General features: G+C 56.9%; 15 protein-coding genes and 1 pseudogene. 9 read left to right on the top strand and 7 right to left on the bottom strand.

Annotated elements, in window-relative coordinates:
* The first annotated feature begins 365 nt into the window (after positions 1-365).
* A complete protein-coding gene (locus JWQ90_RS01570; RefSeq protein ID WP_299688332.1) occupies positions 366-1,490 on the top strand; it encodes an acyl-CoA dehydrogenase in 1,125 nt (374 codons plus the stop codon).
* Positions 1,491-1,567: 77 nt separating this feature from the next.
* Here the strand turns inward: JWQ90_RS01570 and JWQ90_RS01565 are convergent, their stop codons facing one another.
* Positions 1,568-2,791 (bottom strand): acyl-CoA dehydrogenase family protein, encoded by a 1,224-nt coding sequence (locus JWQ90_RS01565; protein ID WP_299688329.1) that lies wholly within the window; start codon positions 2,789-2,791, stop codon positions 1,568-1,570.
* Positions 2,792-2,952: 161 nt separating this feature from the next.
* Between JWQ90_RS01565 and JWQ90_RS29070 the strand changes: the two are divergent.
* The 3 genes and pseudogenes from JWQ90_RS29070 (at position 2,953) to JWQ90_RS01545 (ending at position 7,459) form a co-directional block, all read left to right on the top strand.
* Positions 2,953-3,839, top strand: a pseudogene (locus JWQ90_RS29070) (crotonase/enoyl-CoA hydratase family protein).
* Positions 3,840-4,032: 193 nt separating this feature from the next.
* Positions 4,033-6,570, top strand: coding sequence for a TonB-dependent receptor (locus JWQ90_RS01550; protein ID WP_299688324.1), 2,538 nt, complete (start codon positions 4,033-4,035; stop codon positions 6,568-6,570).
* Positions 6,571-6,823: 253 nt separating this feature from the next.
* Positions 6,824-7,459: a glutathione S-transferase family protein gene (locus JWQ90_RS01545; RefSeq protein ID WP_299688321.1), complete on the top strand. Its 636-nt coding sequence runs from the start codon at positions 6,824-6,826 to the stop codon at positions 7,457-7,459.
* Between the two features lie 111 nt (positions 7,460-7,570).
* Here JWQ90_RS01545 and JWQ90_RS29065 read toward each other — a convergent pair whose 3' ends face one another.
* The 5 genes from JWQ90_RS29065 to JWQ90_RS01525 all read right to left on the bottom strand — a co-directional run bounded on the left by JWQ90_RS29065 (position 7,571) and on the right by JWQ90_RS01525 (position 10,957).
* The gene (locus JWQ90_RS29065; protein ID WP_366919408.1) at positions 7,571-7,738 is read right to left on the bottom strand and encodes a nitroreductase family protein; all 168 of its coding nucleotides are present in this window, start codon (positions 7,736-7,738) and stop codon (positions 7,571-7,573) included.
* 224 nt (positions 7,739-7,962) lie between these two features.
* Positions 7,963-8,706: a 2-oxo acid dehydrogenase subunit E2 gene (locus tag JWQ90_RS01540; protein ID WP_299688318.1), complete on the bottom strand. Its 744-nt coding sequence runs from the start codon at positions 8,704-8,706 to the stop codon at positions 7,963-7,965.
* The gene (locus JWQ90_RS01535) at positions 8,703-8,933 is read right to left on the bottom strand and encodes a lipoyl domain-containing protein (protein ID WP_299688314.1); all 231 of its coding nucleotides are present in this window, start codon (positions 8,931-8,933) and stop codon (positions 8,703-8,705) included. Before JWQ90_RS01535 ends, JWQ90_RS01540 begins: the two co-directional genes overlap by 4 nt.
* Before the next feature lie 31 nt (positions 8,934-8,964).
* Entirely contained in the window at positions 8,965-9,963 is a 999-nt protein-coding gene (locus JWQ90_RS01530) for an alpha-ketoacid dehydrogenase subunit beta (RefSeq protein ID WP_299688311.1), read from the bottom strand.
* Positions 9,964-9,976: 13 nt separating this feature from the next.
* Entirely contained in the window at positions 9,977-10,957 is a 981-nt protein-coding gene (locus tag JWQ90_RS01525; protein WP_299688308.1) for a thiamine pyrophosphate-dependent dehydrogenase E1 component subunit alpha, read from the bottom strand.
* A 492-nt stretch (positions 10,958-11,449) separates the two neighbouring features.
* On the opposite strand from JWQ90_RS01525, the gene JWQ90_RS29060 reads away from it, so the two are divergent.
* Both JWQ90_RS29060 and JWQ90_RS01520 read left to right on the top strand, forming a co-directional pair.
* Positions 11,450-11,719, top strand: a complete 270-nt coding sequence (locus JWQ90_RS29060) for a helix-turn-helix domain-containing protein (protein WP_366919404.1) — start codon at positions 11,450-11,452, stop codon at positions 11,717-11,719.
* A 214-nt stretch (positions 11,720-11,933) separates the two neighbouring features.
* Positions 11,934-13,229 carry a cytochrome P450 gene (locus tag JWQ90_RS01520; RefSeq protein ID WP_299688305.1) on the top strand — a complete coding sequence of 432 codons (1,296 nt, stop codon included), beginning with the start codon at positions 11,934-11,936 and terminating at the stop codon, positions 13,227-13,229.
* A gap of 132 nt (positions 13,230-13,361) precedes the next feature.
* Here the strand turns inward: JWQ90_RS01520 and JWQ90_RS01515 are convergent, their stop codons facing one another.
* The gene (locus JWQ90_RS01515; protein WP_299688303.1) at positions 13,362-14,120 is read right to left on the bottom strand and encodes a TetR family transcriptional regulator; all 759 of its coding nucleotides are present in this window, start codon (positions 14,118-14,120) and stop codon (positions 13,362-13,364) included.
* 307 nt (positions 14,121-14,427) lie between these two features.
* Here JWQ90_RS01515 and JWQ90_RS01510 point away from each other — a divergent pair, with 307 nt between their 5' ends.
* From JWQ90_RS01510 to JWQ90_RS01500, 3 genes are all read left to right on the top strand, one after another.
* A complete protein-coding gene (locus JWQ90_RS01510; protein WP_299688300.1) occupies positions 14,428-14,727 on the top strand; it encodes an SCP2 sterol-binding domain-containing protein in 300 nt (99 codons plus the stop codon).
* Positions 14,728-14,825: 98 nt separating this feature from the next.
* Positions 14,826-15,275, top strand: coding sequence for a DUF6444 domain-containing protein (locus JWQ90_RS01505; RefSeq protein WP_299688296.1), 450 nt, complete (start codon positions 14,826-14,828; stop codon positions 15,273-15,275).
* 78 nt (positions 15,276-15,353) lie between these two features.
* The gene (locus JWQ90_RS01500; RefSeq protein ID WP_299688293.1) at positions 15,354-15,737 is read left to right on the top strand and encodes a transposase; all 384 of its coding nucleotides are present in this window, start codon (positions 15,354-15,356) and stop codon (positions 15,735-15,737) included.
* The last annotated feature ends 101 nt before the right edge of the window (positions 15,738-15,838 follow it).

The raw sequence follows: 15,838 nt of genomic DNA, 5'->3' as shown, positions 1-15,838 counted from the left end.
GGGGGGAGCGGCATTGGTTACGCGATTGCGACGGCGTTCGCCGATGCTGGCGCAGACGTTCACGTAACTGGTACTCGCGCCGCCAGCCACGATTGCGCCCGCGATCTATCGAGCTTCCGGTTTCATCTCTCGTTAAAACGCTCTCGCGGTACGATCGTAAATGTCACGTCCGTGGCGAGTTTCATCTCGCTGCGGCCGTGCTCTTAGGGCCGTCCGATGGGCCGGGCGTTAGAGGTGACCAGCTTGATCCATCAACGTCAGAGACGTGCAATGGCAGGTAGCTGTGCGCTTCCTATGTTGCGATCGTCTGCCGTACGACAACCGATGTTCTCACTGACGCGATACTGTGTTCTGGAGCGTTCCGCATGGACTTCGATCTGACCACCGAGCAGAACCTTCTGCGCGACAACCTGCGCTCCCTCCTGCTGCGAAACTATCGCTTTGAAGACCGCGCGGCGGCTATACGCTCGGCGAGCGGCTGGAGGCCTGAGATTTGGCGGCAATTCAGTAAACTCGGCCTGCTCGGTGCCGCCCTGCCCGAGCGCATCGGCGGGAGTGGTGGCGGTGCCGTTGAAACCATGATAATCATGGAGGAATTTGGCCGCGCCCTGGTGATCGAGCCCTTTATGGAATCAATGGTCTGCGTTGCGGGCCTGCTGGCGCGAGTTGGCAGTGAGCTGGCAGATCGCCTGGCCGCAGAAATCATCGCTGGTGAATCTCTGGCAGCTTTCGCCTGGAGCGAACCCTCTTCACGTTATGGCTTCTCTAGGGTTGCGACTACAGCAACCCCGGCAAAGGGGGGCTGGTATCTCAACGGTGTCAAGTCAATGGTGGTTGGCGCTCCCTGGGCATCCGTACTGTTGGTGAGCGCGACGATCAAAGGGAGTGGTCCCGCCTTGTTCATCGTCGACAAGCAAGTGGATGGGCTCCGTACTTTTGACTACCCGACCATCGACGGCCGTTACGCCGCTGACTTGCATCTGGACAACGTTTTCCTGGCGGGCAGGGGCCTTATAGCCGATGCGGAGCTTGCCCTGCCTTTGATGGAGAGGCTTGGCGATGATGCGGTCGCAGCTCAATCTTCGGAGGCGGTCGGACTTCTCCGGCGCATGCATCAAGATACGACGGACTACACGCGGCAGCGCAGCCAATTTGGGCAAACTCTATCGAGTTTTCAGGTAATTCAACATCGCCTCGTCGATATGTACCTCCAAATTGAAATAGCGGAATCTGCCAGTCATCTGGCAACGCTCTCACTTGAGGACGCTGATACCGCGCGAGCGATGGCCGTGTCGGCCGCCAAGTTTTCGACCGCTGGAGCCTGTCGCTTCGTCGGTCAGAATGCGGTACAGCTCCACGGCGGCATCGGTATGACCGAGGAGTTGCCGCTGGGCAGTTACTTCAAGCGCGCAACCGTGATCGAGTCCGAATTCGGGAGTATCGACTATCACCTGGCACGTCACGCTCGACTTGAACGGACCCTCGCATAATCAGACGGTGAACGCTTACGGCCTGGCGGGGCCTCAGGCTAATACCAATATCCTCCCAACGAGCAAAGGATCGGACCTCAGACTCCCAATGCTGCCTTGGCGAGAATATTTCTCTGGATCTCATTTGAACCGGCAAAGATAGATCCGGAACGATCGTTCAGATACCGCAACGGAGCCAGCGCCGCGTCCAGCGGGCCGATGGTTGCCGTCGAGGCATGCGGCAGGTGAATATCTCCGCCCGGACGCAGCTCCTGAGGTTGATACGCACGCCCATAGTGTCCTGCCGCCTCCAGAGCCAGCTCGGTGACATGCTGGCTCAGTTCGGTTCCGAGAATTTTTAGGACCGAGGCAGCGAGTCCTGGCGACCCACCCGACGAGAGTGCGGAGAGCGTCCGCAGTTCGTATAGTTCGAGCGCCGAGGCACGGGCGCGCGCGGCAGCGAGCTTTCGGGAAAATGCAGGTTCATCCAGCAGGCTGCTGCAAGTATCACCCGGTATGTTCGCGGCGAATGACCGCAAGTGATTGATGTGCAGATGCAGCTCAGGTGCGGATGCAAGATTACTGCGTTCAAACTCAAGCTGAAATTTCGCCACCGACCAGCCACCACCGATCTCGCCCAGAACATTCTCCTTGGGGACGCGGACGCCGTCAAAGAAGACCTCGTTCTGGATATGTTCACCGGAAGACATCACGATCGGCCGCACACTAATGCCCGGACTACTCATGTCGATCAGCACGAATGTAAGCCCCTGTTGCTTCTTCTGCTCGCGTGAAGAGCGAACCAAAGCGAACATCCAATTTGCTACATGAGCGTGAGACGTCCAGATCTTGGAACCCGTACAGACCAGATCGCTACCATCATCCATCGCGCTGGTCTTCAAGGAGGCGAGATCGGAACCGGACTGCGGCTCCGAATAGCCTTGACACCAGTAAATATCGCCGGAAAGCGTGCCCGGCAGGAAGAGCTTCTTTTGCGATGACGTGCCGAACGCGATGATGGCCGGGCCAACAAGATTAATTCCAAGCGGCGGTGGCGGTGCGCCTGCAGCCAAGCGTTCTTGAGCGAAGATGTAGCGCTGCACGGCATTCCAGTCACATCCGCCGAAGACCCTGTCCCATGACGGCGCGCCCCAGCCTCTCAAGGCAAGCTGCTTTTGAAAAGCGAGGGACGCCCCATGATCGGAGTAGACACTGGTCATGTAGCGCGCGGCATGACGCATGTCGTCGGTCAACGCTCCACTAAAAAATGCGCGAACTTCATTTCGGAAAGCGAGCTCGGCATCGGTCCATTGTAGATTCACATTTTTACCTCGCAATCGTTAGGGAGCGCGGCTGTATATTTGCACGTTGCGGTTAATCAACTTATGTTTGATAATAATATACACGGGCCTGTCCTGCTTCAACCGACATCCCGACAATCACGTGAATCGGCGCGAGTCCGAGGTTGTGAGAGGGGACGAAAGTGTCATACAGAGCGCTCACGTATGAAATATCCGACGGAATCGCCACGCTTACGCTGAGTCGTCCGGATCGACTCAATGCGTTCACGGTGCCGATGATGCTTGAGCTTCTAGACGTATTTGACCGTGTTGATCACGACGATGCCGTTCGGGCGCTCGTCGTGACCGGTGCTGGTCGAGCCTTCTGTGCTGGTGCCGACATATCAACTGGAATCGATGGGTTCCTCGTCGAACCCGGTGGGGGGCAGCTCCATCACGATGAGGGGGGCTTGGCTATTCAAACCCAAAGATTCGTGATGGCGGCGGTCGCGTAACACTACGCATTTTCGAGTGCTTGAAGCCTGTCATCGCAGCCATCAACGGCCCGGCAACCGGCCTCGGCGCAACGATGACCCTGCCAATGGACGTGAGAATCTGCAGCGATCAGGCACGGTTTGGATTCGTGTTCTCTCGTCGCGGGATCGTGCCCGAGGCGGCATCGTCCTTCTTTCTTCCGAAAATTGTTGGGATCTCACAAGCCTTGCAGTGGTGCTACAGCGGCCGCGTGTTCGATGCTCCAGAAGCTTTGAAAGGGGGCTTGGTCCAAGCCATCGTCGAACCGAGTCTGCTGTTGCCAACGGCGTATGAAATAGCGAGGGAACTGGTGGAGCACTCGGCACCGGTATCCATCGCTTTGACGCGCCAGATGATGTGGCGGGGGCTGACCATGGACCATCCCATGCAGGCCCACCGTATCGACAGCCGTGCGGTGCTGTCCCGGAGCCGGAGCCGGGACGCGGCCGAAGGTGTTGACTCGTTCCTTAAGAAGCGGTCTGCCAAGTTTCCTGACCGAGTCTCGCAAGACATGCCGGACTTCTTTCCTTGGTGGAGCGAAGCGATATACCAGTAGCACGAAGTGGTCGCAATAGCCGCCAGGACCTCCATGACGGCTAACCCAGCATTGCTTTATAAAGTTGCCGACGGCTACAAGAAAGATTGCTTTCTGAGCGCCTTTTGAAGGTTCGTGCAGTCGTGATGCTGCCGCAACTTGTACAACGAGACAGGCCAAAAGATGCTTGTCCACCAATTGTTGAGGAGAGTAAATGATTGCCAGGATGCGACAGCACGGGGAAGTCACGCCGGCCCAAAATTACTCATCAAAAATTATAACCCGCGTGGCGATAATATGCGCTATGTTGCTCGATAGTGCCGCGCAAGCTGCCGACGCTGACGACTCTCAGCCATCCGTGCTCCAAACGGTTTTGGTCAGCGTTGCTCAGCCTGCCGCCGAGCCGCAAGCTTCTGGAGTTTTCAATTCAGCAAACGAGCAGATTGGGCGAGCGGCGGATCAAGTAGCAGCGGAAACAGCCCTCCAAATAGACGCCTCGCCAGAGCAGAGTCAAGACCTTCCTGTTATTCCGGTTGGCGGCAACGAGCCAGCAACCAGTGAAGAAGCGGCAAGTAGTCACCGATCGAATAACCGATTCATAGAAGAAATCGTGGTAACGGCTCAAAAACGTGTTGAGAACATCCAAGACGTTCCGCTGTCGGTTACGGCATTCAGCGCCGACAGTCTGGACGCGGCTGGAGTGGGCAATGTGCAGGACTTGCAAAAAGTCGTACCGGGACTCAATTATGGCGGCACTGGCGGATATGCCGTGGTCTTTATCCGTGGACTCGGAACAGATGCCTTCCTGTTCGCAGATCCGAGTGTCGCCCTGTATGTTGATGGCGTCTATTTCCCGTTTTCGCGCGGGACGGCCCAGTCCTTCGGAGCTGTTGAGCGAGTAGAGGTTCTTAAGGGGCCGCAGGGAACCTTGTTCGGACGCAACGCGGTGGGTGGTGCCATCAACGTCATCACCAAGGATCCGGGACCTGTGGCCGAGACGTCGATTCAGACCAGTTACGGAAAGTACGATCAGAGCTATAGCCGCATATACACCAGTATCCCGGTTCTAGATAGCGTGGCGGTGAGTCTCTCGGCCTACTACAACACCGAGGAGAACTATTACAGTGGCTCGATTAATAACGGGCAACCCCTGCCTCGCGAGGAATCGAAAGGTGTCCGTCTAAAACTCAAATGGAGTCCGGCTGACAATGTTGATCTTGTCCTTTCCGGTCAGATTACCGAGGGTAGCGGCACCGGAACCATGCTCGAGGTCAATAACGAGAGCTTCCCGCTGGGAACCGCGTTGGGTATCACGCCGCAGAAGCCATATCATGCCGACCTAGATGGCGGAGTGTTCAGCACGTTATTTGACCGAGCTTATTACGGGCGACTCGAAAGTCGGTTTGAAGAGTTCGATCTCAAACTTCTCGGCAGCTATGAGTATGTGACGACCGGCGGCTTGTTTGACTTTGACGGCTCGCCAAGACCGATTGCCAACTTTTCAAACGACATCAACAATCTCTATACGCGGGCCAGAAGCGGCGAGCTACAGGTAACGTCCAATGCGAATAGCTGGAGTTCGAGTTGGCTAAAGTGGATCGGCGGTCTCTATTACTTTCATAACATCGGGGCTCAGAGTCCTGCTACGTTTGACATAGGCAATCTCAGTGCATTGGTGTCGGATCCAGCTATTCTGCAGCAGCTGAATATTTCGCTACCCTCTACTGCGGCAAATATCGATATTTACGGCGCCCTCAAAACCAACGCCTACGCTGGATTTGTCCAGACGACGGTGAGTTTCACCGATTGGCTCTCGTTGACCTTGGGCGGACGATATTCCGATGAGACTCGTTCGGTCGAATATTCCTACAATCAAGTCACGTTAGCCGGTCTTCCGCCGGACCCGCTATTGACGTTTCCGACCGCGTCTGTGTCGACTCGATCGTTCGCGCCTAAGGTTTCTGTCGAAGTCCGTCCTGCAACAGACATCCTGTTCTATGCGTCTTGGCAAAAGGCGGTCAAGAACGGCACGTTTAATGTGCTGACACTGTACACACCACCTTCGGAGGTCAAGCCGGAGACCGTCAAAGCTTATGAGGTAGGAGCGAAGACGACCTTGCTCAATGGCCTCGTACGCTTCAATGCGGCGAGCTTCTACTATGACGACAGGAACCTGCAAGTACAGTTTGTTTCGCTTCTTAACAAGGGTGCGGTATCGTTCGAAAATGCTGCGGCAGCCAAGATATACGGTATTGACGCAGACGCGGTGGTTCAGTTGTTTCCGGACCTGTTAGATGACGTTGTTATTACCGCAAGCGCTGAGTATCTGCACGCTCGATACACCGACTACACCGGTGCCAGCCAGTTCTCGCCAACGACGGGAATCTATAACAGGAACGGAAACTTCGATGGCAATCAGATTGTCCGTAGCCCTACTTATTCCGGTAATGTCGGCATCAGCAAAACATTCAATCTGGATTCTGGGTCTTTAGAGTTAGCCACCGACGTCTACTTCACATCACGCTATTTCTTTCTTTCACAGAACTCACCAATCTCCCAGCAAGACAGTTATCGATTATTCAATGCTCACGTGAGCTATTTGTATCAGCGGTGGAATACACGTCTTACCTTGTTCGGGCAAAACCTGGCCAATGCCGAATACTCGCTGGGGCCCCTGTTCACCGATTTTGGGCGGCTTGATCATTTGGCGGCTCCTAGGACCTATGGTTTGCGTGTGAACGTCGATTTTTAGGCTCTTCTAAAGTCGTCTGAGGTCGAAATCCCTGTTGAAGTGGGATAGCCACACCCGGCAGGTCCCGGTAAAACAAGGTTTGGTGACCTGCCTTTTCTTGCGCTACACCGCGCCGCTCAACATTCTTGCAGGAAATCTCAGTGGGCAAGTGCTGGTTTTGGGAATATGATTGGACGCTTCCACTCATTTTCATTTGGCAGCGAGGCTGGCGCTAGCCACTTATGCTGCATCCGTTTAGAAAGGATGGTTGCTAATGCTGAAAATTCACCACTTGGCCATGTCCCGCTCCGATCGCATCGTCTGGCTCGCAGAGGAGCTTGGACTCCAATATGAGCTGGTGCGGCATGCTCGCGACCCGAAAACGTTTCTTGCCACTGAAACCCTGAAGGCCGTATCGCCGGTAGGAAAATCTCCTGCGATTGAGGATGGCAATAGGGTCATTCACGAATCAGCAGTGATCGTCGAATATCTTCTGGACGCCTACGGGAAGGGTCGGCTTCGCCCTCAGCCGGGCACCGCAGAGCTTGATCAGTACCGATACTGGCTACATTGTTCCGAGTCAACGCTGATGCTGCCTGTGCTGTTAGATATGATGACAGGAATGGCACAAATCTCTTCGGCGGCGATGGACTTCTTTATGACGCGTGAGTACTCCACTATGTTTGGTTATGTGGAGCAGACGCTTCAACGTCACGACTATATTGCTGGTCCAGAATTTACTGCAGCTGACATCATGGTCGGCTATACATTGCGGTTGGGCGCTGGCACTGCAGTTCCTGGCGGCAAGATGCGTTCCCCGGTTGAGAAAATGCCAGGGATTCAAGCCTACCTAGGAAAATTGCAGCATCGGGCGGCGTTCATACGAACGCAAGAGATTTTGAGCGCTTGATGATGGTGAATCAAATCCCGCCCTCGATCCCGAGATTGCGCCAGTTCGGATGGATGGATTTCATACTCCAGAGAATCGTTGGCAGGCCTTTTCTGAAGCCGTGCCGCGATCTCAGCCCGGAGCTGATCCAACTTCTTGTCCGCCCAGAACGGTGATGCGCCACGGCTTCGGGTTGCCGCCAGATGGCGCCCGAGCCGCCAGTTCGATCAGTTTTCGTAGCAGTGGGGGATCAGCGCGCGTGGCCAGAAAGGAGGACCGGATACTCCGACGCGACTTCACGGCATCGCTCACGGATAGCGCAGCGAGTGCGGCGGTCGCAAGCAACGGATCCGCGAAAAATGTGAAACGGCAATATGGTTTGGCGCGCGATTTACATTCTTCTCCCGCTTGAGACCGCCCGTCTTAACTTATCGCCTCACGTATAACCCAATCGGGCGCCAATGCCCGCGGGGGCGCGGTTAGCTCCGTTTCCGGTCGTCGCATCACTCGAGGATCAGATCAGATCATGGCTCGGAAAGAGCCTGCCCAAAACGGATGCAGAATCGTGCAGCATCGGCACCGTTGATCACGCGATGATCGTAGGAAAGCGACAGCGGCACCGTGTTCTTCCAGACCAGCTGGCCGTCGACGTTGACCGGTTTAAGAAATGCCTTGGTGATCCCCATGATCGCCACTTCCGGTGCGTTGATGATCGGCGTGAAGCTGGTGCCGCCAATGGAGCCCAGCGAGCTGATGCTAAAGCAGCCGCCGGACATCCGATCCATCGGTAAGCCCTTGGTTCGCGCCATCGCGGAGACCTCCGAAATCTCCTGCGCGATTTCCGGCAGGCTCTTGCGATCCGCATCGCGAATTACCGGCACCAGCAAGCCACCGGGCGTGTCGACCGCGATGCCGATATGGAAGTATTTCTTGAAGACGAGATTTTTGCCGCTGCCGTCGATCGAGGCGTTGAACTGCGGATAAGCCTTCAACGCTGCGACCGCCGCCTTCACCATGAACGCCAGTGGCGTGATCTTGATCCCGCTGCCGGCAGTGAGCGCTTTGCGTGCGATCTCCATCGCGCCGATGTCGGCCTCGTCCTGATGCGTGACATGCGGAATCATCACCCAGTTGCGCGACAGGAAACTGCCGACAAGCTTTTGGATGCGCGACAGTGGCCTGACCTGGACTTCGCCAAACGCGGCGAAGTCCACCTGCGGCCATGGCGCAAGCTCCAACCCGGCCGGCGGATTGGGCGCTTCGCTCAAGCGATCTCCCCTATGACGGTACCGACCGGATAACTCTCGCCGGTTCCCTTGAGGATCTTCAGCGTGCCGGAAACAGGGGCTTCGATCTCCTGCACGGACTTCTCGGATTCCAGCGAATAGAGCGGCTGGCCTTTTTCGACGCTCGCGCCGTCGGCCGCCATCCATTCAGCGATAGTGCCTTCGTCCATCGAGAAGCCGATTTTGGGCAGGATAATTTCAGTGCTCATGCTTGCGTCTCTGCAGTCTGGGGAGTGGAATTCAGGCGAGGGTCCTGCGGATTGCGGCTTCGATGTCCGCGTGGCTATAAAGAAAGGCGGCTTCCAGCGGCGGCGCATACGGCACCGGGCTGTCGTTGCTGGCCACGCGCTGCACGGGTGCCTTCAGCTCCTTGAACAAGGCCTCGTGAATGCGCGCGGAAATCTCCGCCCCCACACCAAAGGACTTCACCGCCTCGTGCACCACCACGACGCGACCCGTCTTCTTGACCGAGGTGAGAATGGTCTCCATGTCCAGCGGGGACACCGTGCGCAGATCGATGACTTCGCAGCTGATGCCTTCGGCTTGCAGTTTCGCTGCTACCGGCGGGATATCGAGCATCGAGCGGCTGTATCCAATCACGGTAACGTCGGTACCAGCCTTGTGAATACGTGCTTTGCCTAGCGGGATCTTGGAGCCGCGCTCCGGTGCGATGCCCGGCGCGAAATAGCTTTTCAGATGCTCGACGAACAGAACAGGGTCCGGATCATCGATGGCTGACCGCAGCAGACCATAGCCATCGACCGGGTTGCTGGGCATCACGACCTTGATGCCCGGCGTATGGCAGAACCAGGCTTCGAGGAAGTCCGAGTGCTGGCCACCATTCTGGATGCCCGAGCCGGTCATTGTGCGGATGACCATCGGCACATGCGTTTGGCCACCGGACATGAAGCGCAACTTCGCAGCATGGTTCGTGATCTGGTCCATGCACACCGCGACGAAGTTCATCAGCATGATCTCCACCACCGGCTTCATCCCGACGACCGCGGCGCCGACCGCAGCGCCCATGAAGCCCATCTCTGAAATCGGCGTGGAGCGCACGCGACTGCCGTACTTGGTCGACAGGCCGGAGCTGATCTTCACCACGCCACCGCCTTCTGGATCAGCGACTTCTTCGCCAAAGACGATCACGTTCTCATCGGCCTCCATCGCGTCATGCAGCGCCCAGTTCAGAGCCTGAATCAAGTTGATGTTGGCCGGAGCCTTGGTTTCGGTACTCATGCTCTGGGCCTCCTCAGGCGATTTCGTAGGCGTAAACGTCGCGCTTGACTTCAATCGCGTCCGGCGGCGGGCTGCTCATCGCGAAGGCTTCGGCTTCATCGATTTCGGCCCTGATCGCCAGATCGATCGCATCCAGATCGGCCTCGCTGGCCTGCTTGGTCTCGAGCAACCAACTGCGGTACTTCGGATAGGGGTCGGCAGCGACCGCAGCAGCGTACTCGGCTTTCGGAATGTACTCGCCCATGTCGCCAATCAGATGTCCGTTGAAGCGGAACGTCATCGCCTCTATCAGGGTCGGGCCCTCACCGGAACGAGCCCGTTCAATCGCGGTCTTCGCGGCGCTATACATGGCGATGGGATCGTTTCCATCGACATGCAGACCAGGGATGCAATAACTGACGGCACGGTCGGAGATCTTCGCCACCGACGTGCCCTTCGAATAGGACGTGTGCTCGGCGTACTGATTGTTCTGACAAACGAAGATCACCGGCAGCTTCCACACGGCAGCGAGATTCAACGATTCGTGAAACGCCCCGATATTGCTGGCTCCGTCACCGAAGTTCGCGATGGTCACGCGCTTCTCGCCGCGGAGCTGCGACGCCAGCCCCAGGCCGCAGGCGATGGGCATGCTGGAGCCGACGATGCCGGTGGTCACCATGCAGCCCTTGGAGGGGTAGGTCAGATGCATCGGGCCGCCCTTGCCCTTGCAACTACCGGTGGCCTTACCGGCCAGCTCGGCCCACAAGAGCTTGGCTGGCAAACCCTTGGCGAGCATGTCGTGAACGCCGCGATAAATCGTCACGAGATAGTCCTCATCGGTCAGCAGTACGCTGATCGCCGCCGGTATGCATTCCTGCCCGCGCGCCGAGTAATACGGCATGCGCATGCGTCCCGCCTTCATCGCGCCGATCACTCGATCATCACTTTGTTTGATCAGCGTCATCTTTCTATAAATGTCCACCAGCGTCTCACTGTCAGGTTGATAGGTGTTCATCGCCGCACCTCGATTGATGTCAATAAAAAAATGTAGTCGTTGATCGTCGACCCCACAACAACTACGTCTGAAGTGTGGGCCGCTATATGGGTCTGGCGCCGCTATGCTCAGTGATCGTCAACTCGATAAGCCGAATCTGGTCATGTCTTTCATCGCGACTATTCATGGTCATCGCCTGCGTCACGCCACATCTGGCTGTAGTCACTGGACAGCAGTCGATACAAGAAAAAAAACATCACGCTGACAGGTCGCACTAGTGCTAATGCATGCAGCGGCATGGACACCTGATGCTCGAAATGAAGAACTTGCAGTAGAGCCTGCCCGCATGATTTGACATTGTTACACTATTGCAATCGAGGCCTGTCCAGAGCATCATATCAAACAATGTTTGTTATGTGGCAAGCTTGGAGGCTCTTCCTGTGCTTGTTGGCGACCGATAAGCAGGGCGGCCTCAAATCTGAAGTGCAACACCTTCTAGTTTAAGGTGATTGCATGCAAGAGCGAACGCGGTGCGAACAGCGTCAGCCCGATGAACGGATGATGATGGCGAGTACGGAGTTGCAAGGCTCCAACATGAGGGCGATGGGTCGGTTGCTGGGACGCTCGGCTTCGACGATCAGCCGCGAGTTGGGGCGCAATAACCCAGGGACCATGGATTACACACCTCGCACACGGCGCAGCTGCGCTGCGGTGAGTGTCGTCGGGCCGGGCGCTCGATCGCCAAGCCCGATGCCCGGAGCGTGGGCTGGGGCGCGGTCCTGATGATGCTCGATTGGAAGTGGTCGCCGCGGCAGAGAGAAATAAGAAGCCGTAAATGATGGACGCCATCATCACTTTACCGCTCGACGTGAGATCCGATGGATGCCGCAAGTCTGGTGCTACGAGATTTGCTGAATTGTCTTTTGACGTTCGTTTGTAAAAAGGCGAACGAGCAGTAAATCCATACGCCATCCTGCAAGCTAGCGAAGGCCCACACATGAGCGCTACCGACTCTTTTCCGGCTTATTCCGAACTGTCATCAACGATGGACCCTGATGGCGAAGCGCTTCAGTGCCATCCTGACGATACTGCCGAGCTTGATCGCCTCGACGATACAGTGCGCGAGCTGTCATCATTGCAGCAGATCGGACCCGTCGTCAAAGGAGTAGGGACAGCTTTTGGGCGCTTTGTCCTGCCTAGCATCATGGTGAGCCCAGCGCACGACTCGAAGTCTTCGTTCGCAGCGACGACGTGGGAGGCCGGCCGGGTGGTCTATATGAATCCGGAAGTCTTTTCTTCCAGCGTCTTCGGGGAGACCACCGGACAATTTTGGGGGCCAGGCATCTTTATGATGGATCCGCCTGAGCACACGAAGTTTCGCTCTCATATGCAACTCGGCTTTGTGCCCAAGCTCGTTGCCTCCTGGGATGAAAAGATTATTCGGCCATGCTTGGCTCGACGGTTCGCTAACCTCAAGCAGAAAGGCCGCGCCGATTTGGTCCGGGAACTGACCCCGTATTTTCCATACGACATCGTGGGTGCGGTAGTCGGTTTCGATCCGTCCGACATTGTCTATGTGGCGCAGTGCTTCAAGAAGATTCAGCAATTCAATCTTGATCCAATGGGGGCCTTTGAAGCAGGGCAGGGAATGAAAGCGTATTCCTTGCGCCTGATCGAAGAGCGCCGACGAGCACCCAAAGACGATTTGGTGTCTGCAATGACTCAAGCCGAAGTCAACGGTGAGCCGATTCCGATCGAAAACTTCGTCGCAATGATCACGCACCTCATGCAGGGCGGTATCGATACCGTTTATAAAATGTCGAGCAACATTGTTCAGTTGCTATTGGCGCATCCAGTCGAGTTCGAAAAGCTCAAGGCGGACCGTGGGCTGATCCCGGCCGCGATCGAAGAGGCCCTACGTTACGAGGGCGTCGCTTCGATGATGCCCCGTATCGCTACCCGTGACAGCGAACTTCTGGGGGTGCCAATCCCGAAGGGATCGATCGTCTATGTCCTTCACGCGGTCATCAATCGAGATCCTTCTCGTTGGCTGGATCCTCATGTCTTCAATATTACCCGCCAGAGACCGATGGCCCATATGGCGTTTGGCAATGGAGCACATACCTGTATTGGTATGCACTTGGCTCGCTTGGAGATAGCGCGCTTCTTAGAGCGGATGCTTGACGATCTGCCAAACTTGCGGTGGGATCCATCAGTCCCAACTCCCAAAATCACCGGCTGGACGATACGCGGCGTACTCTCACTGCCGGTGAGATGGGATGTGGCGGCGTAGTCATCTGGTGATGCAATCATCAAAAGCTTAGTACGTATAGCTCAAACCAGATTGCGTGGCGCCGCCGCTTTCTCGTCCGGTTGAGGGCGGCTCGGGCCCGCGCCGGAAGGGGTGCTCCGGGGACGCAACAGCTCAGGTCTTCTTTCGCTTGCTATCAGCCTTCGCCGATCGCCGTGACTGGACTCTGCTCTTCGCGGGATTGGCGATCTCAGTAACGGCCGACTGCCGTCTGGACATCGATTTTGATCGCAGCGCCGTCTGGTCCTGGTCAACCTTAAGGCCCAACATCATCAGGTAGCACATTTCCTTAAAGGCAGAGCGAAGTTGCAGCTTTGGGCCCTGGGAAATCTTGTAAAGAATCGGATATTTATTGGGATCAACCGGCGCAAACTGAGTTTCTGGGCCCATTGTCGCTTCCTCGATGGCGCTGCCGGTGGCTAGCATTTCCAGAGAGATCATGGCCAGTAGTGCGCGCTCAGGAGGGAAGCCAGCGTCACAGAGCTTCGAGAGGAGCTCCTCGTAGTTCTGATGCGCCACGGCAGGTCTGTGTCCTGCCCGACGGCCTACCACCAGCAAGGTGACATTTGGCTGCGCTACGATAAGCGAGCGGTAAGCAGTAGCAAGGTCAATTGCGATATCGTCCCAAGTAGCGATCGTTTTCTTCTTCGGAAGCTTCGCCGAACGCATCACGTGATCGGCGACGGCATCGAGAATTTCGTTCTTGTCCTTGAAATGATGGTACAGGGAAGCGGGGTTGACGCCGAGTTCTTTTCCCAAAGCTCGCATGTTAAGACCGTCGGGGCCATTCTTCTCGACCAGCTTAAGCGCGATCTGAATGACCTTATTAAATTCGATCAGTGGTTTGAGAGGTCGGCCCATGATTTTTGACACGCTAAGGTGGAGGTAGCCGCCACTATAATTGAAAGCGTTGAGCGGGCGTCAGAAAGCGCGACTCCGGATACTCGGGCGCCTCGCTTCCAGTCTGCTCCACAAGGCGCGCGGTGTCGTCGAGGGTGCCGATGGTTTGAACCCGGGGCTCTCTTCCTTGAACCAAACAAAGATTGGATGTTATTGTCAGCAACGCAGTGTTGCGAAGCGGCCCGTGTCCGCGCTTTCATACCGGACCTGATGGGTCGGTTTCTTCTCTCTGCCGGCACGGAATAGACCGGTAGGAATAACAATACCTGGAGCCCTGAGAATGTCGGACCTGCAAGCAATCACGGATGACTTTCGGACGCATCTTGGTGACGAACCCGGGCCGGGGGTGACCATCAAGATCCTTTTCAATGAAGGTGGTGTTCTTTTTATCAATGCCGCCGTCACACCCATCCAGGTCACGAATGAGGACCAGGCAGCCGACTGCACGGTAAATGTAGACATCGCCGACTTTGCAAGCCTGCGTGATGGAAGCTTGAGTCCAATTCGCGCGATGATGACTGGCAAGCTAAAGGTAACCGGCAATATGAGTGCCGCGATGAAATTGCAGTCCCTTTTCTGACGGACTGGATCTGGCGCAGCCATAAAAGGTGCGATGTAACTATTCAGATGTTCTTCAAAGCTATTGTACTACATGAAGTTGCGATGCATAGCTAATGTATGAAGGAGTTTCCGGAGCTGGGTCAGCTGACGCACGAGCAGAAAGACGCTCTGATTGTGGCGCTGTGGCATCACATAGCCGTCTTGCAGCAGCAGGTGCTGACGTTGGGCGCTCGGGTGGCGGAGTTGGAAGCCCGATTGTCCAAGGACAGTCACAACTCCAGCAAGCCGCCGTCGTCGGATGGGCTGGCGAAGAAGCTCCAGAGTTTGCGGCAAGCCAGCGGTCAGCGGCCCGGCGGCCAGCCGGGCCACAAAGGGACAACGCTCAAGCGGGTTGCCGTCCCGGACCGCGTGGTTCGGCATGACCCGCCGGCGTCCTGTGATCGATGCGGCCAGACACTGGCGCTGGCGGACGCGGTGTTGAGCCCGGATCGACGTCAGGTGTTTGATCTGCCGCCGCTGCGTTTGGAGGTCACCGAGCATCAGGTGTCGTCCGTGCGCTGTGCTTGAGGCCGGACGCATCGCGGCACGTTTCCGGAAGGTGTAGACCAGCCGGTGCAATGCGGGCCGACGATCAAGGCGGCGGCGGTGTATCTAACCCAGTATCAGTTGCTGCCGATCGAGCGCAACCGTGCGGTGCTGGGCGATCTGTGCGGATGGGCGATGTCGCCGGGGACGATCCAGGTGTGCATCGCGGCGGCTCAGCGCACGTTCGCCCCCGCGGGGGATCAGATCGCCGCGGCCGTGACGGCCGCGCCGGTGGCGCACTTCGATGAAACCGGACAGCGCGTGGCCGGACGCCTGCACTGGCTGCACGCGCGGCCAGCACCGCCACCCTCTCTTGGTACGGGCGCACACGCCAAGCACGGGCGCCAAGCGATGGACGCCTTCGGCATCTTGCCGGGCTTCTCGGGGATCGCTGTGCACGACGGCTGGGCCTCCTACAAGGACTTCAGGCGCGCGACGATGTAGCTCTCGTACGGCGTCAGCTTGCCGACCGCTTCGGCGGCGCCGATCTGGGTTTTGGCTTCGGCGTAGTTCTTGGCTTGGAGTGCGGTCTGGGCGGCTTGCAG

Origin of the sequence: Hydrocarboniphaga sp., from assembly GCF_028291725.1 — a bacterium.
In the GTDB taxonomy this organism is placed as follows: domain Bacteria; phylum Pseudomonadota; class Gammaproteobacteria; order Nevskiales; family Nevskiaceae; genus Hydrocarboniphaga.
Note: the sequence above shows the minus strand (reverse complement) of the source record. Positions and strands in the feature narration are given on the sequence as shown.